We start from the raw sequence: 25,338 nt of genomic DNA, 5'->3' as shown, positions 1-25,338 counted from the left end.
TCAAGCAAGGTTAAAACGATGTTCCGCCGGGGATTCTGCGCGCTATTATCAGCACTGTTTATCAGTGGTTGTGCCATTGATGTAAGTACTTCTAGTTTTGTTCATCAAGACACTACCATCACACCCATCGACACCACACAGCTACACCAGCGGGTCAACGAAGATGAAGCCGAAGTCTCTATTACTACAGTTGAGCTCACCAATGCCCAGGGCGTAGCCCTAAAAGGGATTGCTGTGTCGTACCCCGAGCCGGTAGTCAATATTGTGTTCTTCGGCGGTAATGGTATGACCATTTCTAAATCATCGGGGCTGATGCACCGGTTCGGAAAGATTCCTGCCAATGTACTATGGGTTGATTATCAAGGTATGGGCGCAAGCCAGAAAACCAGCAGTATGCGCATGGCCAATATCAAAGCCGATGCTTTGCAGGTATACGATTATGGCAAAAGCGTATTCCCTTCAACCTTACCAACGGTGGTACATGGCTTATCAATGGGCAGTATTGTGGCAAGCTATGTCGCAACGGTGCGCGAAGTGGATGGACTGGTATTAGATGGGGCCGTTAATCGTATTACTGATGTAGCGCAAAATATGGTACCGGAATGGACCCGGTATTTTACCTATCTTAGTGTATCGGCAGACTTGGCCATGGTGGATAACGCAGACTATATCCGCAACTATCAGGGCCCTCTGCTTATTTTAGCCGGGCGCGAAGACGAACTAACCCCCGCGGCTTTTGGCCGTGAGCTGTACGATGTGTCGCCCAGTTTCAATAAAGAGATTCTGGTTGTACCGGGCGCACGACATGCCGAAAACATGGAAAATGATAAAGTGATTCCCCGCTACCGCGATTTCATCAACTCGTTTGAACAGTATCCGGGGTATTAGCAACATTCCGCCACCAGTGGCTTGCGGCAGAATGTTGCGCGTTGGTTAGCTGGCGGGACGGGGCCGGAAGTCGGTACTCGTGGAGGTCGCAAAGAAACCAAACATGGTATAAATTGCCGTATTGGTTTTAAGGGCTTGCTTATCTACCTTATCCAACGTGTCATTGCGGGTATGGTGATAATCAAAATAGTCACTGCCATCTGGGTTGAAGTTCACTGCCGGCTGTCCAGCCTCACCTAAGGCACTCATGTCGGACTGCCCTTTGGCCGTATTAGAGTTTGCCATCGAGACCCCTAACGGCGCTAATGACTCGGCAAATTCGCGCATGGCCGGTAATGCTGCTTCATTAATGCCCGGTTCCAGTTCATAAATAGCGCCGTTGCCAAAATCCCACTCAGCACCAATAACATGCTGAGACATTTCATCTTGATGTTTTTGCACATAATCTTTTGCGCCATACAAGCCGATTTCTTCGGCCGCAAATAAGATAACCCGTAACGTACGGGCAGGGCGAGGTTGCAGCTGACTGATATAATGCCCCGCTGCCAGAGTGATACCTACACCAATCCCGTCATCTATCGCCCCGGTTCCCACATCCCAGCTATCCAAATGGGCACCTAGTGTTACCAGTTCAGCGGCTTTGCTGGCACCGGTAACTTCACCAATAACGTTGGCGATAGTGGTGGTTTTGCCGGTGGGGCCGCTGGCACTCATGGTCAGCGAAAATGAGACCGGCTTGCCACGCTTTAGTGTATTTTGCAACAAATCAGCATCAGGGTTGGAAATCGCTACCGCCGGAATCTTTTTCACCCCATCGGCATAGCGTGAAACACCGGTATGGGCGAAGCGGTTTGTATCTGTTCCTACTGAACGCATAATAAAGGCTACCGCGCCTTTTTTGGCTGCTTCAGAAGCCCCAACAACCCTGGCCCCTACCGCTTCGCCATAGCCGTGCCCATCTTTATGGCGTGCCATTTTGTAGGCTACAAAAGCAATTTTTCCTTCCAGTGAGCCTTCCGGAGCCGCTTGCAACGCCGCTAAATCAGCAAATTCCACCACCTCGGCGGTTAGGGTTTTACCTTGTGTGCCAACACTATTACCCAAGGCCAGGGCCGCCACCGGGTGGGCGAACGGGCTAGCAATACTGGCACTAAGATCGCCGCGCTGCCAAAGCTGTGCCTCGCTTTCTTCTACCCATACCTTATCAAAGCCAAGGCTTTTCATTTTGTTTACGGCCCATTCAACTGAGCGTTTCTCAGCTGGCGTGCCTACCAGGCGGGCCCCGACTTCAGTGGTTAACGACTCGACAATCTGATACGACAAATCATCATTCAGCGCCTTATTTTTCAACGACTCTAGGGTGGCTTGTGAGTCAGCTGCCACCGCCTGGGTGGCACCTAATGTAGCAATCAGTAAAAGTATACCGGTAAAATGTTTACCTACGATAAAGCGGGACATGAAGCTTCCTGTTACTTGTTTTTATAGTTGCTATTGTGGCCTGCATTGCAGGCTAACAATATGAATTTGCGATAATACGATAAAAATTCGGGACTTATTCATTTAGGCGCGCCGAGCTCGGCGGGTGTATTTCGTTATCGGGGCGCAGATTCTGTCGTTTGGGGGGCATACCCTACTTGCGTTTGCGCCACATAGTCATGCAGGCAGCGGCGGGCCTTACCAAAAATGAATAAAGGGTCGATGAACGCAATCAATGGCCCGGCCACAGGAATGGAATAGGCTATTACCATCGGCATATAGCGGCGAAAATAGTAGCGGCTGAAAGATGCCTGGTTGCCGTGCAAATCTTCCACCCTGATATGCAAAAAGTGTTTACCTACAGTTTGCGCCTGGGTGGCCATGTAATAGCCATGAATAACAAAATAAACTACGAGGTTATATACAATAGCACTAAGGATAACGGTGGCATCGGGCGCTTTAAGCCGCTCCAAACCGAAGTACAGCCATAAAGGAATGGATGAAAACAAACCAATCAGTGAATCGATCAGCACTGCGGCAAAGCGTTCGCGGCGGCGGGCTAACGTGAAATGGGGGATATCATTGATTTCATCTAACTCAAGCTTGTCGGCCACAAAAAGCCGTTGTTCAAGTTCTTCCGCCCGTTCGGGGTAAGCTTGTCTGTCTATGCTAGCCAGAGCAGAGCGTAGCTCATCGACGGTGTAATTATCATAATTAGGCTCGTTCACGTGGTTCCCTTTGCAAGCGCCATTGAGCTATCAGTGTACCTATAGCGGGTAGCCAACAAAACCCTTTGCCAATATCTTAATACTAAATAGTTAATACCGATTCACGTTTGACGATGGTGGGCGTGTATTTAAAGGTGACACCATCCTCAGGAGGCTGACCGCTAGCATACTGCAGGGCCAGTTCAGCCGCTTTTGCCGCCATCATTTCTACCGGGTAGCGCAGGGTAGTTAATTTGGGGCGACAGTATTTGGCAAGCAGCACATCATCATAACCAATAATTGACACTTTACCGGGAATATCTATATGGTGATCCTGCAACATCGACATAGCGCCGGATGCCATTGCATCGTTGTACGCCAGCACACCGGTGAACGGGATACTTTTCGCCAGCAGGTTTTGAATCGCCTTTTCGCCACCTTCCTGATCAGGGGTCGCATATTCTATACTGCTTTCAGGTAAGCTCAGGCCCGCTTCTTCAAAAGCCTGCCGAATCCCATCGATCCGCTGGATGGGGTCCACAATTTGATAACGGCTACTAATTACCGCAATATTTTTGTGGCCACTGCGAATCATATGTTCCGCCATTAATCGGCCGCCAGCGACATTATCCAACCACACACAGCGATTACTGATTTCAGGAATGTAGCGGTTGATAAGCACAAATCCGGGCACCTGACGGGCAAATTCTATCAGGGTGTCGTCATCTAATGCCTTACTATGAACCACCATTGCCTCAACCCGGTGTTCCAGTAGTGTTTCAATCGCTTTAAGCTCGGTTTTCTTTTCAATAGAGCCTGCGCTCATCAATATTTGTACATTATGGCGCCGGGTCACTGTTTCGATACCGTGGGCCAGAGTAGCAAAGAAGGGATCTAACAGTTCGGCCAGCACGACGCCCAGCGACGCGCTTTTCTGAGTTACCAGGGCGCGGGCATTGGCATTGGGGCGGTAACCCATTTCTACCATAATTTTTTTAACCCTTTCCCGGGTTTTGTCGCCAACTTTGGGACCATTGTTGATTACGCGGGAAACGGTTGCCAGTGAAACGCCGGCGGCATTGGCAATATCTTTTATGGTAGCCATGTAAGTTACTGTTGTCCTTATTGGTCAATTGTCAGGCAATGCGGCACTTGCGCACGCAGATTAGCATGGCTAACGCAATATCGGAAAAGCTAAAGGAAAAATTTTCCTTGATTGCCGGATTTCATAAAAAGAAAATCAGGGATACGCTTTTAAAACAAGGGAAAACGTATACCCTTGTTGCTATAATGTTAACATGATGTTTGGTGCTGTGCAGCAGGGGTCGCCAGCACATATTATTCAGATCAGGGAAATTTATTTATGAGGCAACCTAATAGCCGTAATACTTCCGGCGCCCCGGACACTCAGCACTGCGCTGTAGATACCGATGCCTTTGGCTATGCCGGCAGTGAAGCGGTTAGCTTATTCACATTACGAAACAGCCGGGGTATGTCGGTAAGTATTACTAATTTTGGCGGTATTGTAACCTCGCTGGTGGTTCCGGATAAAAACGGTGTACCAGCAGATGTGGTCATCGGCTTTGATAACCTTCAGCAGTATATTGACGATGGCGCTTATATCGGAGCGCTGGTGGGGCCGTATGCCAACCGGATTGGCAATCAGGGATTTACCCTGGATGAGGTGTTTTACCCATTAATGACGAACGAAGGTGACAATACGTTGCATAGTGCCGCCGCTGGAATCAACAAAAAATTATGGCAGACGGAACCGTTTTGTCAGTCGGATAAATGCGGAATAACGTTAAGCGTGCTGTGTAGTGACGGGGAAGGCGGATTCCCGGGTAACGTACAGATAACGGCCACCTATACGCTAAATAACCACAATGAACTGGCGTTAACCTTCTGTGCCATCACTGATAAAGCGACCCCCATCAGCCTGACTAGCCATAGTTATTTCAACCTGGCCGGCCAGGGCAGTGTGCTGGATCATCAGCTCACTTTGCAGGCCGATGCTATTTTACCGGTGAACCCGCAGTTAATTCCTAAAGGAAGTATGCAATCGGTCTTCGGCACCCCCTTTGATTTTCGCCAGACGAAAGCCATTGGACAAGATATTAACCAGCCGGATGAGCAGCTAACTATAGGCAGTGGGTATGATCATAATTATGTGGTGCCGCAACATTGTATGACCCTTAGCTCGCCGTTTGCCCGCGTAGTAGAGCCAATGAGTGGCAGAGTCATGGAGTTATTTACAGACAGCCCCGGTGTGCAATTTTATTCAGGTAACTTTTTAACCGGCACCGGGCCCGGCAAAGCCGGGATCGATTACCAGGATCGTGAGGCTTTTGCACTGGAGCCGCAAAACTTTCCCGATGCACCTAATCAACCTGCATTTCCCAGCGCTATACTGCAACCAGGTGACACCTACGAATGCCAGATGATATGGCGATTTTCCACGGTATAAACACCGCCTCCCTGCATTAAATTTTGCCAACATGCAGGGATTAAATTGATTTATCAGGTAAAGCGTTTACCCTATGCGAGTATTATGCGTTTGTGGTTCCAAAATCAAAAAGGGGAGTAACCCGTTAAATGAAATCATCGTCTGAGAACACTACATTTGACCCTGCTGATCACCCGCATCGGCGGTACAATCCCCTGCTTGGAGAATGGGTACTGGTATCGCCTCACCGGGCGAAGCGTCCGTGGCAAGGACAGTCAGAAGCGCCTTCAGATGAGGTACGCCCTGACTATGACCCTAGTTGCTATCTTTGCCCGGGTAACACTCGGATAAATGGCGAGCAAAACCCTGTCTACACCGGAACCTTTGTATTTGAAAATGACTTTGCTGCGCTGCGCGAAGATACCCCCGCGGCGAAAAGTGCTGATCCTTTGTTTACGATGGAGTCGGAACAGGGCCGCAGTCGGGTGATTTGCTTTTCTCCCGACCACAGCAAATCATTGCCGGAGCTAACCCATCAACAGCGTTTGCAGGTAGTTAAAACCTGGATAGCGCAGACCCGCGAATTGTCGCGTACCTATCGCTGGGTACAGGTATTTGAAAACAAAGGTGCCATGATGGGTTGCTCAAATCCGCATCCCCACGGGCAGGTATGGGCACAAGCGCATTTGCCTACCCAGGCCCAGAAAAAATACGATAACTTCAGCCGCTATTATCAGCAACATCAGCGCGCTTTGTTACTTGATTATGTCGAGCGGGAGATGGCTGCAGGTGAACGGGTGGTGCGCAGTAACCAATTATGGGCAGCCATTGTACCCTACTGGGCAGCCTGGCCGTTTGAAATTATTTTGTTACCCCGTTTTGAGGTGCAGTCACTGGCCCAACTTGATGCTACGGCGCAGGAGGCTCTGGCCGACATCATCGGCCAGATTACCATCTGTTACGATAACCTGTTTGCTACATCCTTCCCGTACTCTATGGGCTGGCACAGTGCCCCGAGCGATGGTCAGGTACACCCTGAATGGGGACTCCACGCGCACTTTTTTCCACCACTGCTGCGGTCTTCGTCGGTTAAAAAATTCATGGTGGGCTATGAAATGATGGCCGAAGCCCAGCGCGACCTGACGCCTGAACAGGCCGCTGAACGCCTGCAAGCCCTCCCTACAATTCATTACAAGGATTCTGCAGACCATGCTTGATCAGACTTCACTGCACGACACATTTACCGCCCATTTTGGCCATCAGCCAAGCCAGCTTTGCCATGCCCCCGGGCGTGTCAACTTAATTGGGGAGCATACCGACTACAACGGCGGTTTTGTTTTCCCCGCGGCAATTAATTTTGGCACCTGGATAGCAGCCTCTGCCCGTGATGACAGGCAGGTGCATGCGGTGGCGGTAGATCTTGCTGAACAGGAAAATACCTTTGCGCTGGACAATATTGAGTTTGACCATCAGCAAAGCTGGGCCAATTATGTTCGTGGCGTCATTAAAATGCTCCAACAGGATTATCCGCAAATTAGCGGTGTAAATTTGATGATAACCGGTAATGTGCCGCAAGGCGCCGGGCTTAGTTCATCCGCCTCGTTTGAAATTGCGTTGCTGAAGACCTTCAAACAATTGTTTGGTTTGTCCCTTGAGGGGGTGCAGGCTGCGCTACTGGGGCAAAAGGCAGAAAATGATTTTGTCGGTTGTTCCTGCGGTATCATGGACCAGCTGGTTTCGGCACTGGGCGGTAAAGGCCAGGCCATGCTACTGGACTGTGAAGCGTTAACCTTTGAACACACTGCATTGCCCGACGATCTAGCGATTGTGATTATTAACTCGAATGTAAAACGCGGCCTGGTGGATAGTGAATACAATACCCGTCGGCAACAGTGTGAAGCGGCAGCGGCTATATTGCAGGTGCCAAGTTTGCGCCAGGCTGATCTACCAATGTTGGCGGCTCAGCAAGCCACCATGGATGATGCGGTATTTCGGCGCGCCCGGCACATCATCACAGAAAACCAACGTACCGTTTCAATGTTCCATGCTCTTCAGCGTGGGGATATTGAACAGGTTAGCCAGGACATGGCACAATCGCACGCCTCTATGCGCGATGACTTCGAAATTACCGTCCCCGAAATAGATTTTCTGGTGGAAATTGTCTCCCAAGTCGTCGGTAGTAAAGGTGGTGTCCGAATGACCGGTGGAGGCTTTGGTGGTTGCGTGGTTGCGCTAGTACCAAAAAATCTGGTGGAAAAGGTGTCGGACACAGTGAATAACTTTTATCATGACAAGACCGGGCTGACACAATCTATTTACGTGTGCTCAGCAGAGCAGGGGGCTTTTGCCTGATCGCTCGTGGTGGCGCTGAAAAAATAAAATAAAAATTTGTTGGGTACACTATGAACATCGAGACGTTGGATCTTGCGGTATTCGTTATATACGTTGTCGCATTAATAGGTATTGCCGGGTGGGTTTCGCGAGAAAAACCCGGGCAAAAGAAAGACACAAACGACTACTTTCTGGCGGGCTCAAGCTTGCCCTGGTGGGCAATCGGGGCATCATTAATTGCAGCGAACATCTCAGCTGAACAAATTATCGGTATGTCGGGTTCGGGCTATCAGATTGGTTTAGCTATCGCCTCTTACGAATGGATGGCGGCCCTGACCCTGATTATTGTCGGTAAATTCTTTTTGCCGATTTTTCTTAAGCATAAAATTTACACCATGCCGCAGTTCTTAGAACAGCGCTATGACCACCGTGTTCGTAAGGTCATGGCAATTTTCTGGCTAGCCGTGTACATCTTCGTTAACCTTACCGCGGTATTGTGGCTCGGGGCTTTGGCCATCAATACGATTGCCGGGGTCGACCTGGTTTGGGGGATGATATTCCTGGGCGCTTTCTCGCTGGCGTACTCCTTATATGGGGGGCTTAAAGCAGTCGCAATGACCGACATCATTCAGGTGGTGTTACTGGTTATTGGCGGTCTGTTTCTGTCTTACACTACGCTGAATTTGATCAGTGATGGTAATGGCGCCTGGCAGGGTTTTGTTGATTTGACTAACCGATTGCCCGAAAAATTCGATATGATATTGTCAGAAGATAGTCCGCATTATGCTGACTTACCGGGTATTTCAGTACTGATTGGCGGTATGTGGATAATGAACCTGTCGTATTGGGGGTTCAATCAGTACATCATCCAGCGCACCTTGGCAGCAAAGAATATTGCTGAAGCGCAAAAAGGCATTGTGTTCGCAGCTTTCCTTAAACTGATGATGCCGCTGATTGTGGTTTTACCGGGTATTGCTGCAGTTATCTTGTCGCCTGACCTGGACAAAGCTGACCAAGCTTACCCGTCTATGATGACGTTGATGCCGGTGGGCCTTAAAGGCTTGATATTTGCGGCTCTGGTAGCGGCTATTGTGTCTTCTCTGGCCTCGATGACCAACAGTGTTTCGACAATTTTCACTATGGATATTTACCGTGACCGTAAACCTGACGAAAGCCAGCAACACTATGTGATGGTCGGACGTATTGTCAGCTTTGTTTCATTGATTATCGCCATGGTGGTAGCTAAGCCACTATTGGGTAACTTTGACCAGGCTTTTCAGTATATTCAGGAATTCACCGGTTTCTTTACCCCTGGTATTGTTGCCTTGTTCATGCTGGGTATGTTCTGGAAGAGAACGACGGCTGATGGCGGCCTGGTAGCGGCATTAGGGTCATTCGTATTCAGCCTTGTCTTCTGGTTGTTCCTGCCAGAAATTCCGTTTATTGACCGCGTCGGCATTGTATTTTTACTGTGTGCTGGCTTAGCCATTGCGGTATCGCTGATGCAAAGCAAAGAAGATAACCCACGCGCAATTAATGTGGGCGAAGTGGGGTTTGCCACTAAAACCAGCTTCAATTTGTCTTCCCTGGCGGTTGTTGCGATTCTGATTGCGTTCTATACCACGTGGTGGTAAATCCACCGCGTCAAAGGTAACCGCATACTGGTTACTCAGCTAATAAAAAGCGTCGCCTCTGCGGCGCTTTTTTGTCTCTGTCACTCAGGTTCATAGAAAAGCGCTCTACAACACTGGCGCTTGCTATAACGGCGCTAATGCGAAGGCTCCTCCAGCGCCCAGGTAACCTGCTTATTTCGCAGGCAAACACTGTGACTATCAGTATTTACAAAAAATTAATACTGCTTTTAATTAACCTTTAAAGTGGTTATTCTTCGGTGAATAATAATTCTTATCATTCTCATGTAAATATTAGAGAGATACTTCACTGTGAGCAAAAAACCTTTATTTAACGCGGTAAGTCTGGCCCTACTGGCCACCCATACTATTTGTGCGCAGGCGACTGACAATGTCGCCGAGGCTGATTTGGAACACATCACGGTGCGGGGCGCCTTCTTCGGACAACACGTTGCAGATGCCGTGAAAACCCCCACGTTGTTAATTAATGTGCCACAGTCGGTATCCATTATCAGTGCGCAGCAAATCAGTGAGCAGGCACTGTTTAGCGTGGCCGATGTAATGCAATATACGCCGGGCGTAAGTATCGGCCTGGGCGAAGACCACCGAGACCAGGTCACCATCCGCGGTCAAAACACCACCGCCGACTTCTTTGTGGATGGGCTACGCGATGACGTGCAGTATTTCCGGCCATTGTATAATCTGCAACGGGTGGAAGTGTTACGGGGGGCAAACGCGTTATTATTTGGTCGTGGAGGCGGCGGTGGCGTGATTAACCGGGTTACTAAAGTGGCCGATACCGATGCCAGCTTCACGGCGTTTAACGCAGGTATCGATACCTTTGGGGCCGGGTCAGTAAGTGTGGATACCAACCAGGTGATAGACAAAGACCAGGCTTTTAGATTTAACGGTGTTTTTGATGCTATCGACAACCATCGCGACTTTAAGGATGGGGAGCGGTTTGCGCTAAACCCTACTTACAGCTGGCAAGTGAACGACGATACCTTGATGCGGCTATCCTATGAATATGTTGACGATGATAGAGTGGTCGATCGGGGGATTCCCTCTTCTGATGGCGCGCCCTTGGATAACATGCAGGAAACTTTTTTCGGCAAGCCTGGTTTTAACAATACAACCTTACAGGCGCACATTGCAAAGGTGCGGGTAGCGCACCGGCTAAGTAACGATTGGTCTGCTAACGCTACGTTGCAGTACGCTGATTACGACAAACTTTACCAAAATCTCTATCCGGTCAACTTCGACGCGGCCGCCGGTACAGTGACATTAGATGGGTATAAAGACACCACCACGCGCCAAAACACTTTACTGCAGATTAATCTGGTAGGGCAGATTGAGGGATTTGGCCTGCCTCATACGCTATTAGCTGGGGTGGAATACGGCGACCAGGATACCCATAACGACCGTCGTGATGCGTTCTTTGCGCAGACCGAAGATGACCAGATTACGTTTGCTTTTAGTAACCCGCTGATAGTGCCTGATATGTCATTGACTGAGCCGGTCCGCGACCGAGCTTCCAACGTTAATTTTGCTTCGGTATTTTTGCAGGATGAGATATCGCTGAGTGAGCACTGGATACTGGTTGCCGGGTTACGGTACGACAACTTTGATATTGATGTTGCCGACCAGATAGAAGTTGAAAATGGCGCAGAGGACGGCAATAACGGCCAGCTAACCAGTACCGATACAAAGGTATCGCCAAGAGTTGGGCTAATTTATAAGCCCCTGGAATCGGTATCTATGTACGCAAGTTACAGCAAATCTTTTCTGCCACGCTCAGGTGACCAGTTTTTAACGCTTTCCCTAACATCACAGGCACTGGATGCCGAAGAATTTGAAAACCGTGAGCTGGGTATAAAGTGGAACCTGTCAGAAACGCTCACCGTTAACGCGGCATTATTTGAGGTAGAGCGGGAAAACGGCACCACACAAGATCCTAATAATCCGGAGCGTACGCTACTAACCGGTACCAAAACCTCGGGCGTAGAGCTGCAACTGGTAGGCCAGTTAACCCCGGCGTGGAATATCAACGCCGGCTATAGCAACCTTGACGGTCATGAGTTAGGCCGGGTAAGCGAAGGACTGTTAGCCAATCGCTCTTTGGCGCAACTACCTGAACATATGTTTTCTGTATGGAATCAGTATACTTTTAACGCCCAATGGCGGCTGGGGGTGGGGGTAATGTACCAGTCTGAACAGTTCGCTACATTAAATAACGCCGTTGAGCTACCGGATTTCTGGCGGGTGGATACGGCGCTATATTATCACCACAGCGATAAGCTCAAGTTTCAGCTAAACATTGATAATATCTTTGATGAAGACTATTACCCCTCTGCCCACAATGCCAACAACATTGCCACAGGGGAACCGTTAAATGCGCGCCTGAGCGTACAATATCAGTATTGATAGAGCCCTGCGACAGCCTGCTGTCAGCTACGGCAAGCAGGCTGTCGGGAAAGAGCGCTGACAAATTCTGATCTTATGCCCAGCGGTATTTAATCAACGTTTTTATTAAGCTTGAAAATCAGTAAGCTGACAATCTGCGTGAGAATTTTCACCTATCGGGATGTTTTTTTCGTTATAATGAGGCGTTTCAAATAATCTGAACTGCAACTGATGCCCTTAATCAGAGGGTGCGCCGGTACTGGTTATACACCTGACCGATGCAGTATAAAAGACCATAACAGGAGATATCGATGGCAAGTAGAGGCGTGAACAAGGTAATCCTGGTAGGAAACCTTGGAACTGATCCTGAAGTTAGATACATGCCTAACGGTAATGCGGTAGCAAACCTTAGCCTGGCCACCAGTGAAAGCTGGAAAGATCAGCAGGGACAGGTGCAGGAGCGCACTGAATGGCATCGGTTAACTATGTACCGTCGGCTGGCAGAAGTAGCCGGAGAATACCTGAAGAAAGGCTCGCAAATTTATGTAGAAGGTAAACTTCAAACACGTAAATGGCAGGACCAGCAGGGGCAGGACCGTTATACCACAGAGATTATTGTGGACCAGATGCAAATGCTCGGTGGCAAATCTGAAGGTGGTAACACCGGCGGTGGCGGTTATCAACAGCGTCCGCAAGGCAACCAGGGTAATCAAGGCGGCTATCAGCAGCAGCCTCAGCAAAACCAGGGTTACAACAATCAGGGCGGTGGCCAAAGCCGTCCGCAAAATGGCCCGGCGCAAGGTAATCAAGGCGGTGGTCAGCCTAAGCCTCCTATGGCAGAGCCTGATTTTGACTTTGATGACGATATACCGTTCTAAACCTTATAAGCATGGCTTTTAGCCGGTGAAGATATGCTTTACGGCTAACAAGACGATATAAAAAAGCCCCGTATACACGGGGCTTTTTGTTAGGAAGTATTAAAAGAGTGCCGGGCAATGAACCTGCATGGGCTCACTTCATTCTGCGTGCTGGCTAACTGGCCATAAACCGCTGTAAACGCGGTTTGGCCCAGAGCGCCATTGTAATGCTTAAACATAAGCCCACAGGGAGTGCAGAAATAAAGCCGGTAAACCACGCCTGTCCGTACTCGGAAATATTAGCCAGTCCGGTGGTACGCCAGGCAGTGCTGGCGGCGAGTAAAGACTCCATAATCAATGCCATCAACGCACCGCTAACTATATTTTGTCGGGTGGGGGTATGACGATGCATGACTTTAGCCAATAACCGGCTAAGGGCGGCCATAGTAAACACCCCCAAAGGCACCATAACACCTATTGCTAAACCAAATGACGCCAGCCAGTGGCGGCCAAATGCATCGGTGTAACCTACGGTTACGTATGTCATTAATCCGGTCAATGCGCCAGCCATAAGCGATATTAATGTACTTACGACCCCTATTTTATAAATTAACGGGGTACGCGTAGAAGGGTGCATGATGGTTTGCATTAAGCTATCATTGCTCACTATTAGGTTGATAAAGTCAACTATAAAGTTTTTAGTAGACAATGTCTACTATTAAGGAAGGAAAATGAACAATAAGCCGGTGAATACGCTATTTGAACTTGTACATGCACTGCGCAAACACATGTATAGCGTGTTAGACAACGTCAATAGCACGCTATCGCCGTTACACATGCAGGTAGTCAAAGTCATTGGTGAAGGGGGATCGGACACCACCGCCCAGGCAATTAGTTTTCGGCTGCACAAAGATAAGGCGCAGGTAACCCGGTTGTTGAATGCGCTACTCAAAGAGTCGCTTATTGTTAAGCAAGACAATCCGCAAGATAAGCGCAGCCATTTATTACAGTTAACCGCTGAAGGGGCTCGGATTTACGCCCAAATTATGGCGTTGGATGAACAGATTTATACTCGTTTGCGGGAGGATTTTACTGAGCAGGAGCTAACCTTGTTTGCTGAACTTACCGCCCGCATGACTGCCAGCCTGAACCGGACATAAAAAATGCCCGGTGGCTATAACCACCGGGCATTTACTTTAGCGCTTTCGTTAAATCGGTTTTACCGCAGAGAATGCAGGAAGTGTAAATGCTTTTGATAATGCTCTACGATGTCATTGATCACTGCTTCTTCCGGCCAACCCATAATATCGTAATCCTGCCCACCTTCGCGTAGGTGGACCTCGGCGCGATAATACAATTCATCTGCCTCGTCATCATCTTCCAATACATGGTTGGGGCGATCATAAGAATAGCGACGAACCTCGTAATGGAAATCAAACGCATCTTCAAACTCAATGGTAAAAACCACCCGGCCTGACTTCACTTCGTCAATTCTAGCCTCCACATCGTGTTGTTTAAGCTGTTTTACCACGCGCTCCATTGCTGTTTTAACCACAGAGTTGATGAAGTTGTTCACATTCTTTTTATTGGGATAATCCAGAATACTGGCCAGGCGATGCTCCCAGGTGGCTCCCGAATTTTGCCCAATAACCACCGGGCTAACGTTTAACTGTAAGCTTTCGCGCTTAACGATATCCACCCGCAACGCTTTAAGCAGCCCGTAGGTGGCAATCAACAACACCACCGCAAATGGCAGGGCACTGACAATTGTCATAGTTTGCAGAGCGCCCAGGCCACCGGCTATCAACAACACTGCCGCTACTACGCCCTCCGCCGCGGCCCAGAAGATACGCTGCCACAAGGGGGTATTATCATTACCGTTTGAACACAGCATATCTACAACCATCGAGCCGGAGTCAGACGAGGTGACAAAGAACACAATAACCATAATCGTAGCAATAAACGACAGTACGCCAGCAAACGGGAAGTTTTCTAAAAAGGCAAACAGCGATATAGCCACATCTTCGGAGACCGTCTGCGCAAGCACGGTCTGGCCTTGGTTCATAATAAGATCGATAGCAGAATTACCAAACACGGTCATCCACATCAGGGTAAAACCGCTGGGAATAAATAGCACGCCCATAGCGAATTCGCGAATGGTTCGGCCCCGTGATACACGGGCTATAAACAACCCTACAAACGGTGCCCACGACATCCACCAACCCCAGTACAGAATTGTCCAGCCGCCTAACCAGTCGGTCTTTTCATAAGCAAACAGGTTGAAGGTATTTCTAACCAGGTCAGATACATACGCGCCAGTGTTTTGAACAAACGCCTGAAGCAGGTACACCGTTGGGCCCAGGACTAAAATAACAATCAGCAGTAAAACCGCCAGGCCCATATTCAGCTCTGACAAACGGCGGATTCCTTTGTCCAGCCCGGTAGTAACAGAGACAATTGCCAGTAAGGTAACAAACACAATCAAGATTACCTGGGTCATGATACCGACCGGCACATCAAACAGATAATTCAATCCTGAATTAACCTGCATAACCCCATAGCCTAGCGAGGTTGCTACCCCGAAGACCGTACCAATCACCGCAAAGATATCCACCGCATGGCCTATAGGACCATAAATTTTTTCACCAATTAACGGGTAGAGGGCAGAGCGTAAGGTGAGGGGAAGCCCGTGCCGATAGCTAAAGAAGGCTAAAATGAGCGCCACAATGGCGTATATCGCCCAGGCATGCAAACCCCAGTGGAAGAAGGTTAACTTCATAGCTTCGCGGGCCGCACCGATCGTTTCACCTTCACCCACCGGCGGGCTCATGAAGTGCATCACAGGTTCAGCCACCCCGAAAAACATTAAGCCAATCCCCATACCGGCTGAAAACAACATGGCAAACCAGGTAATGTAACTATAATCCGGCGTAGAGTGATCTGGTCCCAGTTTTATTTCACCTAAGCGCGACAGGCCCAGGTAAACCACTGTAATAAGAATAATGGCCACGGTTAGTACGTAGAACCAGCTGCCGTTGGTTACAATGACTTCCTGAAGGACATTAAATGCGCTCTCAGCTTGCTTCGGCAGTATCGATGTAAAAAGAACCAGTACTGCAATAATGGCAGTGGCGGTGTAAAACACCGGCGGGTTGAGTTTTCCTTGCGGTTTTTCTTCCTGCATACGGACCCCGTATATATTAAGTTAAGATGCCTGAAATCTGAGTAGGTTGTTGTTATTGATTTAACGACGGTAAAAGGCAGCAATGAGCCTTTGTTTCATCTGCGTATTGTAGCGGGCGTAACCACCCGCAAAGTAGTAAACCCAGTTACCTACGCATTAAGTACCAAAAGGGAGCGTTTTAACACGAACATTTTAAGGGAAGTGCCTGGCCATACAATAAAACTGCGCGCTCACTTGAGGTCCGGCGCAGTCATAATGTCAGATTGCCCGCGTGGTGCCACGTACGATAAGTTCAGGTGTCAGAATGTGGGTCAGCGACTGGCGCGCATCCCCGTAAGCCTGATTTAAAATCCAGCGCGCGGCCATTTCCCCAATTTCCCGTACCGGATAATCTATTGTGGTAAGTTTGGGCGTCAGGTAACTGGCATAATCAATATTATCATAACCAATAACTGAAACATCCTCGGGTACCCGCAAACCGCGTCGGCGTAGGGCATTAATTGCTCCTGTCGCCATTTCATCGTTACCGCAGGCTATAGCGGTAAACTGCTGCTGGCGGTCTAACAGGCGATCGATACAGGCCTCTCCGGAGTGGGCCTGAAAATCGCCTTCTTCGATTAACTGGTCATCGGCTTCAATGCCCGCATCGTGTAGTGCCTGTTTATGGCCTTGCAAACGGTGCACACCATCAGCTTTAAACAGGGCGCCTGCAGCGTAGGCAATATGGGTATGGCCTAAATCCAGGAGATGCCGGGTAGCCATATAACCACCGCGAACATTGTCCAAGCTGGTGCATTGCTCACTGATTTCTTCAATGTAGCGGTTCACTACGACAAGGGGCACATTCTGGCTGGCGAGTTTGATTAAGTATTCGTTACTGATTGCCTCAACATGCAAAATTAGCGCGTCGCAACGGCGGCTTAAAAGCGCGTCTATCTCCTGACGCTCCATCGCATCATCACTGTGTCCGGCTACTACAAACATATGCTTGTTGGCTTTACGCAGTACTTGTTCAGAGCCGCTCATCATGGCACCAAAAAATGAACCGTGCAGTTCCGGCACTACCAGCCCGATGGTGTTGGTTTTATTGGAGGCCAGCGAAGCGGCGATAGTATTGTGCCGATAACCCAGCTCTGCCATGGCGTTCAACACCAGTTTGCGGGTTTTTTCTTTCACGGTGTCAGTGTTGTTAATGACCCGGGACACGGTTGCTGACGATACGCCAGCACGTTCACTTACCTGTTTTATTGTTACCATTGTTTATGCGCTGTGGGTAGTGATTACGCCACAGATACTTCCTTATAGACCGGTTTGCTTATGATCTTGGCGCCACTCGGGGCGCAATAAAAGGCCGCCGGGGGCTATAAACCTGTACTGTAATAGAATTATTCAGTAATGAATAGCGCTTAAAAATATGCTGATACGGCTAGCCACAATATTGTTTTAGATATTGCTGGTGTGCCGGCAACTTATCAACTGTGCGTTTAATGTGTTGTTTGGTCTGGGTTAACAAGGTTTCCAGCTCGGCTTTGCTCATAGTGTCTACCAGCGGGTGGTAGCGTTGCGGCATCAAGCCCTGGCCTATCATTACCTGCTGCCAGGAATCATCAAACAGCTCATTACCTTCGCGAAAAACCCGGCCGGTGCGACGAAACAGATCAATGCGGTGACGCAGGCTTTCCGGTACATCCATCTGTGCGCAGTGACGCCAAAACGCGGTATCGTTACGCTCAGTAACATGATAATGCAGAATAATAAAATCCCGGATGTGCTCAATATCAAAGTCTGCCTGGCGGTTAAATTCTGCAATATCCTGCTCAATCACCTCGCCATTGGTGGGAAACATTCGCAAAAAGCGCACAATGCCTTGTTGAATAAGATGAATACTGGTGGACTCCAGGGGTTCTAAAAAGCCACTGGCCAGGCCTAACGCCAGGCAGTTGCGGTTCCACTGTTTGCGGCGTCGGCCGGTGCGAAAATGGATGATTTTTGGTTCGTTTAGTGGCGCGCCTTCAATGTTGTTCAATAGCTTTTCTTTAATCTGGCTGTCACTGGCATAATGGCTGCAAAAGACCATTCCATTGCCCACCCTGTGCTGTAACGGTATACGCCATTGCCAACCAGCTTCATGAGCTATACAACGGGTATACGGCAAGGGGGCGCCGCTCGCCTCAGTTTGTACGGCCACAGCGCTGTCGCAAGGCAGCCAGTGCGACCAATCTTCATAGCCGGTGTGCATTGCCTGTTCAATTAACAAGCCCTGAAACCCTGTACAGTCAATAAAAAAATCGCCCTCCACCGTTTGCCCATTATCCAGGGTCAGACTACTGATATGGCCGTCATGGTCACGTAAGTTTACCTGCTGTATTTTGGCATCTATCCGGGTCAGGCCTTCTCGTTCGGCCAACTCACGTAAAAACTGCGCGTAGCGAGCTGCATCTATATGATAGGCATAGTTCAGCCCATTATTAGGTAAATGGGCAAAGCGGCCTGCTGCGGCTGCCTGACGTTCCAAGCAGTAGTCCCCAAAATCAGTGCTTAACCCCTCTGCCAGCCCGCGTAGCCAGAAATGCTGAAAACCGGCTGCCCAGCAGTCTTTGCCGGTAACCCCAAACGCATGCAAATAGCTATGGTCGGTATTTTTCCAGTGTTCGAAATTGATGCCCAGTTTGAAGGTAGCATGCGTGGCAGCCATAAACTCCTGCTCGCTCACTTTCAGCAGTTTATGAAAGAACACCAGGGTGGGGATAGTGGCTTCACCCACTCCCACCGTGCCAATCTGGGAACTTTCCACCAAGGTTACCTTGACCTGTTTTCCAAGCACCCGGGTGAGCGCTGCAGCAGCCATCCAGCCAGCAGTGCCGCCACCGGCGATAACAATATGAGGAATATGAGATTGTTGCATAGGAGCCTTCTGCCTTTACTGCTTTAAATGGTTTACCAACCACGCCTTAAATTGGCGTAGGGTGGCTTCATCCAGTTCGCCTAGCGGGCCTCTGGCGTGAGGAGCGATATGATCGTATTGTCCAGGCTTGAGTTCAAAAACATAATGATTAAACATGGCCTGCCAGGCCCGCCGCTCATTCGCTGGCAGTTGAGCCAGCGTTAACAGCGCATGGTACAGGGTATTCTCGCTACGGCCCAGATAGGCTGGCACATCACGCCACCAAAAATTAACCAGCATATTGAGCGGTTCAGTGCCCTCAATATGATGCCACCACATGGATGGAATATATAACGCATCGCCGGGGTTAAGCTCTACTGTAAGCGCATTATCCAGCGCAGTACGAAAGCGGGGAAAACGGGTGAAATCTGGTTTGGCAAAATCGACCATGCTAATCGCCTGGCCTGCCGGAGTCAGGTGCAATGGCCCCACATAAAGATTGGCTACCTGATCGGGCGCGAACAGCGTGACCCGACGGCGCCCCGCGGTTACACAGATAATATTATCCGGCACATCATAATGGGCTGCAATTCGGCTTTTATTGCCAATCCACAAGGTAGCCAGTGCATTCGCTTCGTCTAACGGCAGGTTATTGTGCTCTAAGAAACCTGGCAGGCAACTGGCAATACTGGTTGAGCCGACATACAGCGAGTCGGCTTGGCATTGATGTTCCCGTTCCAGGAGCATATCCAACGCATGACTAAATTGCTGACGCTGCCGCGAAAAGTTAAATCCGGTCATCTCAGCGTTGTAGAACAGGCGGCCCTGCTCGGCATATGGCACATGCATACAATCAACCTGCATTTGCCGGTCGAACTGTTTTAGATAAGTGACCAGGGCAGCGTTGCCAGCATTTGCCGCCTGTACTACAGGCCAGTGATTGACCAGCCCGGCTAACACTCTGGGGCTGTTCCACCCGCGCAGACTGTCTAGCAGGTAGGCAGGGTCATTTACAGTGGCAGGGGTGACGTGCTGAGTCATATCAATGCCCGGGGGCGGCCTGACGGCGTTGCACGAGTGTATTTATTTGTGACTGCGAGGCTAACACCATATACAAGGTTTCAAGATGGCCCTGCTGCTGTAAATCTTTTAGCTGCTGGGCACTTAGCGCCTGTAAAGCCGGCTCATTGACGGTATAAAATCCGGATAGACGGTGCGTGCCGCTAGACGGCAATTCAATATCGAGCACAAATGATTCAATCAGATTGAGCTGTTCACACGCGCTAATCAGGGCAGCATGCTGGGGCAGGCTTTCGTGTAACGTGCTTAACAGGTTGGCAATATGGTCGATGTAGTCGGTATTGCCGCCGTGGGGCAGAAATATTGGCTCGCCTGACTGCTCGCTAACACTGGGGTGGTCCAGATCAATATGGATTGACAGTTGCTCACTATCAGGTTGGCTACGGCCAATAACAAACGGCCCTTTTGCTGCTACCAGTGGGGTATAATTGGCCTGCCATGTGCCTTGACTGACAAACACGTTTTCGCCTTCCTGCAACCCGGTTAGTGCCACTAGCTGAAAAGCCCCCTGGGCGTCTTTGGCAAACAGCAACGGGTATTGCGCCTGAGCTAAGCGTGCCTCTGCCGGGTAAAGCGGCACGCACATGGCACGCTGATAGTCGTAAGTTGCTGCAGAAGGTTCTACATGCAGGTGTTGATGGTCAAGATTATTTAGTAGCACATGCTTCGCCATGTTTACTCCTTCATGCTGAACGTTGTCAGCCTTGTCTAATTTGTTCAATCAGAATGCGGTTATCCGGCAGGGCGGCCAGTAGCTGCCTGCTGCGCTGATAATTTTGCCGGACAAACTGTTCTGCTTTGGTCCCAATCTGGTGGGGGGAAGCTCCCACTGGCGCATAGCCCATACCGCTTAGTATGTATAAATAACTGGCAAGTGGGAATAGCTCATCCTGAAACTGAAAATCATGGATATTGGGCGACCGGTGATGCCACATCGCTAACCAGTCGTTTAGTTGCACCGAGGCCCCGGAAGGGTTTTTCATACTTCGCCAATATAGGCTATCGTCCCGTGTGCTAAGCACATAGTGCAATTTTAAAAAATCGATGATACGCGACCATTTGTTTTGCATCGCCGTGTTAAATTGCCGCGCGGCTGGCGCGCAGTGCTCTCGGGTATACGGTAGCTGCGCCGCTACATGGTTAGCGGCTAGCTCTGTCATCACCAGGGCGGAGGCTTCCAAAGGTTCTAAAAACCCCGCTGCCGCGCCAATAGCGACACAGTTTTTAACCCACGGGGTCTCGCGGTAGCCGGGGGTAAACGATAATTTACGTACTTGATGTTCGGAAACCGGCTCTATTGCGGTATCACGATTCAGGTAGTCCAGTAACGTTTTGCGTGCATAGTCCTCATCACAAAACGCGCTGCTGTAAACACATCCCACCCCTTTGCGATGGGGTAGGGCGATATCCCAAATCCAGCCATTCGGGTGGGCCGTAGAGTGGGTGGTGCAGGCAATAGGGGGAGTATCTTGCCGATAGGTTGCCTGCACAGCCAGGGCACTGTTATTGTGTAAAATAGCGCTCTGGTCTTGTAATTTCACACCAAAGTGCTGCCCAATCAGCGACGCGGCAAAACCGGAACAGTCCACAAAAAAATCACCGGTAACCTGCACCTGGCCGTCGCCTAACGCGGTAAGATAGCCGTGATCATCTGCCTCAACTTTAGATACATGCAACTCTACGTGTTTAACCCCAAGGTGATGCATACAGTGGCGTTTTAGCAGAGCGGCAAATTTGTTGGCATCAAGATGATAACCATAATTGGCTACCGCAGCATAGGGGGGAGTTTGTGCCTGTTTTGGGGCTTTGTTGGCCTTACACAGCTGTGGCGTTGCACTAAACAACTGGGCATAAGGTACATGCTGCTGGCCATTAGCCCACCAACCCAGGATGTCGGTTTCAAACATGCCGGCCGGTAAATCAAAGGGGTGAAAATACACATCATCTGATTGGCCGTTATACCATTGACGAAAACAGGTGCCCTGTTTAAACGAAGCATCGCATTCACGTAACAACGTGGCTTCATCAATGCCCATTTTACGCAGCGTATCGCGCATCGTCGGCCAGGTACCTTCCCCCACTCCTAAAATACCAACGTCGGGCGATTCAACAACCGTAATGTGTAACGGTCGTCTGGCGGTGCTGGCCGCAGCCATAATCCCGGCCGTTAACCATCCTGCCGCGCCGCCGCCCATAATAACAACCGAATGTAGTGGTGTATTTGTTTGCTGCAACGGAAGGCCTCTGAGTGATCTTATGGAGCGTCTTACTGGGTGCTGATCAAACTATTCTGCATACACCCTTGGGCGGGTGTATGCAGAATAGTTTGAATGGCGCTAAAGCAGTTGCTTCAGCGCCATCTTAACATGGTTATACAGGGTTAGAATGCGTAGCGCAGGCCTACATTGTAACGCGGTTCCTGATCAGCGATGTTCACTACCATATTCTGGTGGCGAGCATGAGCGCGCTGATATTCGCCCGTAATGTTAATGCCTTCCACAAACACTTCAAGCTGCTCGTTAACCTGATAACGTACATTCACATCAAGTTGGTCGTAAGCTTCTACGTAAGTTGGATTCTGATTACCATTACCGTCCACGGTGGCAGACAAGAACTCGTCACGCCAGTTCCACGCCGCGCGAACTTCCCAGCCATCCATTTCGTAAAACAATACCACGTTGGCAGTGTCACTTAGGCCAAGCAACACAAACTGGGTATCGGTGCTGTAGTTGTCATATTCCACATCGCCATCTACCATGGTGTAGTTAACCACAATACCAAACCCGCTGTCACCGAACAGATGTTGTACGGCAAACTCCATCCCGTCTACAGAACGGCTGTCATCTGAGTTAACGGGCTGGTTGATAGTGATCGGTAATAATGGATCTTCCCCGTCTATACCGACTATTTCGCCCGCAGCATTTACGTAACCCTGGTCTAAAAAGTACTGTCTGATAGCCGCCAGGTCGTCACCCACGGCCGCAACGGCTTCGTTATAACGTGGCCCGCCAACAGGTGTGGCGATATCAAACAGGGTATCGGTGTAAGTAGAGGTACCAATAAAATTATCTACTTTCTTGTCAAAATAACCTATTGATACGTAGCTGCCTTCGCCATAGTAATACTCGGTAGACACATCTATATTGGTTGATTCAAATGGCTGTAAATTTGGGTTACCTGCGTTACCGGTACCGCCATTAAAGCGGGCCAGCGTATTAACCGTTAAACCACCTTGTATATCGCCATAACCAGGACGAGTAATCGTTTTGCTGTAAGAGGCCCGAACAAACCAGTCTTCCATCAGCTCAAGCTTAAAGTCTACCGACGGCAGGAAGTGATCATAACCCCCTTCCAGTGAGGTAAACTGAGAACTACCGGTCTCAAGGCCAAATTCGTTAATGCCATCCCAGCGTAAGTAATCAATCTCTGGTACCTTGGCAGAGGATTCTACCGTGGTATCTTCGTAACGGAACCCTACCGTCAACCATGCAGGCATATCGCCGATATCAAACTGCATGTTGGCTTGCGCATACGCAGCCCATTGCTTTTCAGTTACCCGACGGTCTGTTTCAAACGTGGGGTCCATGCACAACATGGTGCCGCACGGGCTAATTTCTTCTCCATTCGCCACCGCCACATCGGAAATAGCGCTAATCAGCGCGCCCATGTCAGAGGCATAGTAGAACGGTTCAAGATCGCCGCCATTGCTGCCCAGGGTATCATCAAAGCGGCCAGGTAAATCCTCGGCCAGGAATAGATCATCAGGATAATCTTCTGGTGAGCCGTATCCTCCCCATGTGTCACGTTGGGCTACTGAATAAGCTGAACGGTTTTTAACCTCGATCCCAGACAACCCAAAGTCGATGCTGGTAATGATGCCTTCATCTAAATAATAGTTACCACGAAACTGTAACTGATCAATTTCAGATTTCATGTAACTGTTACGAAATGAGGTGCCAGAGGTACTCATGCGTGCTGCATCTAAACCGTCTACGCCATCAGAATAGCCAATGGTCATGACCGGAAAGTCTTGCGAATAGTCAACTTCGGTGAGTACGCGATCAAACTGCACAGCACTGATTACATTGTTGCTGCCCCAGTCATTTGCCGGTCCTGCTTCGGCAGTAGAGTGGTGATAATCGACTTCCAGCGTCAGGTTGTCGTTAGCTATCCATTCTACGTTCAAGCCCAGCGATTTATTTTCGTTTTCTACGGTGTAATCGCTAGTGCCCAGGCCGATATCACCTTCCTGTAAGCCAGAGCCAGGCTCGACCGCGCCGGTGGTGTCAGCGTAAATAACCGGACCGATAATAGAGCCAGTGGTATTAGTACCTTCGGTATATTCCCCATAGGCAGGATTACCGTTGAACCAGGTTGACAATTGCTGGCGTAAGGTTTGGGTTTCCAGCTCAGAATAGGTGTAATCCAGCGTAGCGGTAATGTCGTCTACGGGGCGGTACTGCAAGGTTAGCTGACCGTTAGTACGGGTACGTCGTACCTCATCAAAGTTGTAGGCCAGGTTACGAGGCACTGCGTACAAATCGTTTTCGCCAGGCAGGCCAGTAAAACTGCCGTCCCGAGGTAGTGATCCCCAATCACCGCCATCCCCTTTGATGGTGTACCAGCCACTACCGGTTTCGGCGCTGGCCGAGCCGCTATCGCGTTCCTGATAAGAACCGATTAGCTGGATACCAAAGGTATCATCAGCAAAGGTCTGACTGTAAATGCCTGATAGTTCGGGAGTGACGCTGTCACCTGTTTCGGTAGACTTATCGATTACGCCTTTGACACCCACACTGGCTTTAATCCCGGGGTTGCTTAAAGGCTTGGCGGTGACCAGGTTAACGGTAGAGCCGATACCGCCGGTAGGCTGATTGGCCAGGCTGGTTTTGTAGACTTCTACTGCCGAAACGCCTTCTGAGGCCAGGTTAGCAAAGTCATATGAGCGTGAAGAGGACGCGCTGGTGGCTTCTACATTGGCAGCAGGCATCTGACGGCCGTTTAATGTAACCAGGTTGTAGTCGGGACCAAAACCACGCACTGTAATTCGGCTACCTTCGCCATTACTACGGTCAATGGCTACCCCGGTAATCCGTTGCAGTGACTCTGCCAGGTTAGTATCGGGAAACTTACCGATATCTTCAGCGGAGATGGCGTCCACCACACCTGAAGCGGCTTTTTTGGTAAGCATGGATTTAGTTAAGCTTTCGCGAATACCGCTTACTTCAATAACTTCGAAATTACCGGCGGTTATGTCTTTTTCTTCAGCATCTTGTGCTAGTGCAGGGTAAGAGGCAACGCCCATTACAAGCGACAGGCAGGATGCAATACGTGTTTTTGAGAATGTGTGTGTTTTCATTGGTTTCCCCAGCCTTATAAACAACATCTTTAATCTGTAAGCGCTTACAGAATTTGGCGACCCTGGCGCTTAGCTGGCTCTGCTGACAACAA

19 protein-coding genes are annotated in these 25,338 nt (G+C 49.6%); 8 read left to right on the top strand and 11 right to left on the bottom strand.

The window, feature by feature from the left end; all coding sequences use genetic code 11:
• The first annotated feature begins 18 nt into the window (after window positions 1-18).
• A complete protein-coding gene (locus D0Y50_RS18320) occupies window positions 19-888 on the top strand; it encodes an alpha/beta hydrolase (RefSeq protein WP_108566683.1) in 870 nt (289 codons plus the stop codon).
• Window positions 889-933: 45 nt separating this feature from the next.
• Here D0Y50_RS18320 and D0Y50_RS18315 read toward each other — a convergent pair whose 3' ends face one another.
• The 3 genes from D0Y50_RS18315 to D0Y50_RS18305 all read right to left on the bottom strand — a co-directional run bounded on the left by D0Y50_RS18315 (window position 934) and on the right by D0Y50_RS18305 (window position 4,176).
• Window positions 934-2,346, bottom strand: a complete 1,413-nt coding sequence (locus D0Y50_RS18315) for a M20/M25/M40 family metallo-hydrolase (RefSeq protein WP_117318366.1) — start codon at window positions 2,344-2,346, stop codon at window positions 934-936.
• A 134-nt stretch (window positions 2,347-2,480) separates the two neighbouring features.
• Window positions 2,481-3,092 (bottom strand): RDD family protein, encoded by a 612-nt coding sequence (locus D0Y50_RS18310; RefSeq protein WP_117318364.1) that lies wholly within the window; start codon window positions 3,090-3,092, stop codon window positions 2,481-2,483.
• Window positions 3,093-3,174: 82 nt separating this feature from the next.
• The gene (locus D0Y50_RS18305) at window positions 3,175-4,176 is read right to left on the bottom strand and encodes a LacI family DNA-binding transcriptional regulator (protein ID WP_117318362.1); all 1,002 of its coding nucleotides are present in this window, start codon (window positions 4,174-4,176) and stop codon (window positions 3,175-3,177) included.
• A 258-nt stretch (window positions 4,177-4,434) separates the two neighbouring features.
• Between D0Y50_RS18305 and D0Y50_RS18300 the strand changes: the two genes are divergently transcribed.
• The 6 genes from D0Y50_RS18300 to D0Y50_RS18275 all read left to right on the top strand — a co-directional run bounded on the left by D0Y50_RS18300 (window position 4,435) and on the right by D0Y50_RS18275 (window position 12,760).
• Complete coding sequence (locus D0Y50_RS18300) at window positions 4,435-5,538, top strand: aldose epimerase family protein (protein WP_117318360.1); 1,104 nt, start codon at window positions 4,435-4,437, stop codon at window positions 5,536-5,538.
• Between the two features lie 128 nt (window positions 5,539-5,666).
• Window positions 5,667-6,734 (top strand): UDP-glucose--hexose-1-phosphate uridylyltransferase, encoded by a 1,068-nt coding sequence (locus D0Y50_RS18295; protein ID WP_117318358.1) that lies wholly within the window; start codon window positions 5,667-5,669, stop codon window positions 6,732-6,734.
• On the top strand, window positions 6,727-7,869 hold the full coding sequence (gene galK, locus D0Y50_RS18290; protein WP_108566690.1) for a galactokinase: 1,143 nt from the start codon (window positions 6,727-6,729) through the stop codon (window positions 7,867-7,869). The genes D0Y50_RS18295 and galK overlap by 8 nt, the downstream gene beginning before the upstream one ends.
• Before the next feature lie 50 nt (window positions 7,870-7,919).
• Window positions 7,920-9,482 (top strand): sodium/sugar symporter, encoded by a 1,563-nt coding sequence (locus tag D0Y50_RS18285; protein ID WP_108566691.1) that lies wholly within the window; start codon window positions 7,920-7,922, stop codon window positions 9,480-9,482.
• Window positions 9,483-9,791: 309 nt separating this feature from the next.
• Window positions 9,792-11,903: a TonB-dependent receptor gene (locus D0Y50_RS18280; RefSeq protein WP_108566692.1), complete on the top strand. Its 2,112-nt coding sequence runs from the start codon at window positions 9,792-9,794 to the stop codon at window positions 11,901-11,903.
• A gap of 290 nt (window positions 11,904-12,193) precedes the next feature.
• Window positions 12,194-12,760 carry a single-stranded DNA-binding protein gene (locus D0Y50_RS18275; protein WP_108566693.1) on the top strand — a complete coding sequence of 189 codons (567 nt, stop codon included), beginning with the start codon at window positions 12,194-12,196 and terminating at the stop codon, window positions 12,758-12,760.
• Window positions 12,761-12,914: 154 nt separating this feature from the next.
• Here D0Y50_RS18275 and D0Y50_RS18270 read toward each other — a convergent pair whose 3' ends face one another.
• Entirely contained in the window at window positions 12,915-13,388 is a 474-nt protein-coding gene (locus tag D0Y50_RS18270; protein ID WP_108566694.1) for a DUF2798 domain-containing protein, read from the bottom strand.
• 82 nt (window positions 13,389-13,470) lie between these two features.
• Between D0Y50_RS18270 and D0Y50_RS18265 the strand changes: the two genes are divergently transcribed.
• Window positions 13,471-13,899 carry a MarR family winged helix-turn-helix transcriptional regulator gene (locus D0Y50_RS18265; protein ID WP_108566695.1) on the top strand — a complete coding sequence of 143 codons (429 nt, stop codon included), beginning with the start codon at window positions 13,471-13,473 and terminating at the stop codon, window positions 13,897-13,899.
• A 59-nt stretch (window positions 13,900-13,958) separates the two neighbouring features.
• On the opposite strand, the gene D0Y50_RS18260 is transcribed toward D0Y50_RS18265, so the two are convergent.
• From D0Y50_RS18260 to D0Y50_RS18230, 7 genes are all read right to left on the bottom strand, one after another.
• Window positions 13,959-15,923: a BCCT family transporter gene (locus D0Y50_RS18260; RefSeq protein WP_108566696.1), complete on the bottom strand. Its 1,965-nt coding sequence runs from the start codon at window positions 15,921-15,923 to the stop codon at window positions 13,959-13,961.
• A gap of 258 nt (window positions 15,924-16,181) precedes the next feature.
• Window positions 16,182-17,180 (bottom strand): LacI family DNA-binding transcriptional regulator, encoded by a 999-nt coding sequence (locus D0Y50_RS18255; protein WP_108566697.1) that lies wholly within the window; start codon window positions 17,178-17,180, stop codon window positions 16,182-16,184.
• A gap of 169 nt (window positions 17,181-17,349) precedes the next feature.
• Window positions 17,350-18,828 (bottom strand): tryptophan halogenase family protein, encoded by a 1,479-nt coding sequence (locus D0Y50_RS18250; RefSeq protein ID WP_117318356.1) that lies wholly within the window; start codon window positions 18,826-18,828, stop codon window positions 17,350-17,352.
• Between the two features lie 15 nt (window positions 18,829-18,843).
• Entirely contained in the window at window positions 18,844-19,848 is a 1,005-nt protein-coding gene (locus D0Y50_RS18245) for a cupin-like domain-containing protein (protein ID WP_117318354.1), read from the bottom strand.
• 1 nt (window position 19,849) lies between these two features.
• Entirely contained in the window at window positions 19,850-20,560 is a 711-nt protein-coding gene (locus D0Y50_RS18240; RefSeq protein ID WP_117318352.1) for a SapC family protein, read from the bottom strand.
• Window positions 20,561-20,585: 25 nt separating this feature from the next.
• Window positions 20,586-22,121 carry a tryptophan halogenase family protein gene (locus tag D0Y50_RS18235; protein ID WP_117318350.1) on the bottom strand — a complete coding sequence of 512 codons (1,536 nt, stop codon included), beginning with the start codon at window positions 22,119-22,121 and terminating at the stop codon, window positions 20,586-20,588.
• 146 nt (window positions 22,122-22,267) lie between these two features.
• On the bottom strand, window positions 22,268-25,246 hold the full coding sequence (locus D0Y50_RS18230) for a TonB-dependent receptor (RefSeq protein WP_117318348.1): 2,979 nt from the start codon (window positions 25,244-25,246) through the stop codon (window positions 22,268-22,270).
• Window positions 25,247-25,338: the final 92 nt, after the last annotated feature.

Source organism: Salinimonas sediminis, assembly GCF_003429285.1.
Classification (GTDB): domain Bacteria; phylum Pseudomonadota; class Gammaproteobacteria; order Enterobacterales; family Alteromonadaceae; genus Alteromonas; species Alteromonas indica.
This window is presented reverse-complemented; position numbering and strand designations above follow the sequence as displayed.

Bases quoted from the DNA above. Each gene is read 5' to 3' on its own strand.
- D0Y50_RS18255 (WP_108566697.1), bottom strand. From the start codon at position 17,180: ATGGTAACAATAAAACAGGTAAGTGAACGTGCTGGCGTATCGTCAGCA.
- D0Y50_RS18260 (WP_108566696.1), bottom strand. From the start codon at position 15,923: ATGCAGGAAGAAAAACCGCAAGGAAAACTCAACCCGCCGGTGTTTTAC.
- D0Y50_RS18285 (WP_108566691.1), top strand. From the start codon at position 7,920: ATGAACATCGAGACGTTGGATCTTGCGGTATTCGTTATATACGTTGTC.
- D0Y50_RS18320 (WP_108566683.1), top strand. From the start codon at position 19: ATGTTCCGCCGGGGATTCTGCGCGCTATTATCAGCACTGTTTATCAGT.
- D0Y50_RS18305 (WP_117318362.1), bottom strand. From the start codon at position 4,176: ATGGCTACCATAAAAGATATTGCCAATGCCGCCGGCGTTTCACTGGCA.
- D0Y50_RS18250 (WP_117318356.1), bottom strand. From the start codon at position 18,828: ATGCAACAATCTCATATTCCTCATATTGTTATCGCCGGTGGCGGCACT.
- D0Y50_RS18230 (WP_117318348.1), bottom strand. From the start codon at position 25,246: ATGAAAACACACACATTCTCAAAAACACGTATTGCATCCTGCCTGTCG.
- D0Y50_RS18265 (WP_108566695.1), top strand. From the start codon at position 13,471: ATGAACAATAAGCCGGTGAATACGCTATTTGAACTTGTACATGCACTG.
- D0Y50_RS18275 (WP_108566693.1), top strand. From the start codon at position 12,194: ATGGCAAGTAGAGGCGTGAACAAGGTAATCCTGGTAGGAAACCTTGGA.
- D0Y50_RS18240 (WP_117318352.1), bottom strand. From the start codon at position 20,560: ATGGCGAAGCATGTGCTACTAAATAATCTTGACCATCAACACCTGCAT.
- D0Y50_RS18315 (WP_117318366.1), bottom strand. From the start codon at position 2,346: ATGTCCCGCTTTATCGTAGGTAAACATTTTACCGGTATACTTTTACTG.
- D0Y50_RS18295 (WP_117318358.1), top strand. From the start codon at position 5,667: ATGAAATCATCGTCTGAGAACACTACATTTGACCCTGCTGATCACCCG.
- D0Y50_RS18300 (WP_117318360.1), top strand. From the start codon at position 4,435: ATGAGGCAACCTAATAGCCGTAATACTTCCGGCGCCCCGGACACTCAG.
- D0Y50_RS18245 (WP_117318354.1), bottom strand. From the start codon at position 19,848: ATGACTCAGCACGTCACCCCTGCCACTGTAAATGACCCTGCCTACCTG.
- galK (WP_108566690.1), top strand. From the start codon at position 6,727: ATGCTTGATCAGACTTCACTGCACGACACATTTACCGCCCATTTTGGC.
- D0Y50_RS18270 (WP_108566694.1), bottom strand. From the start codon at position 13,388: ATGCAAACCATCATGCACCCTTCTACGCGTACCCCGTTAATTTATAAA.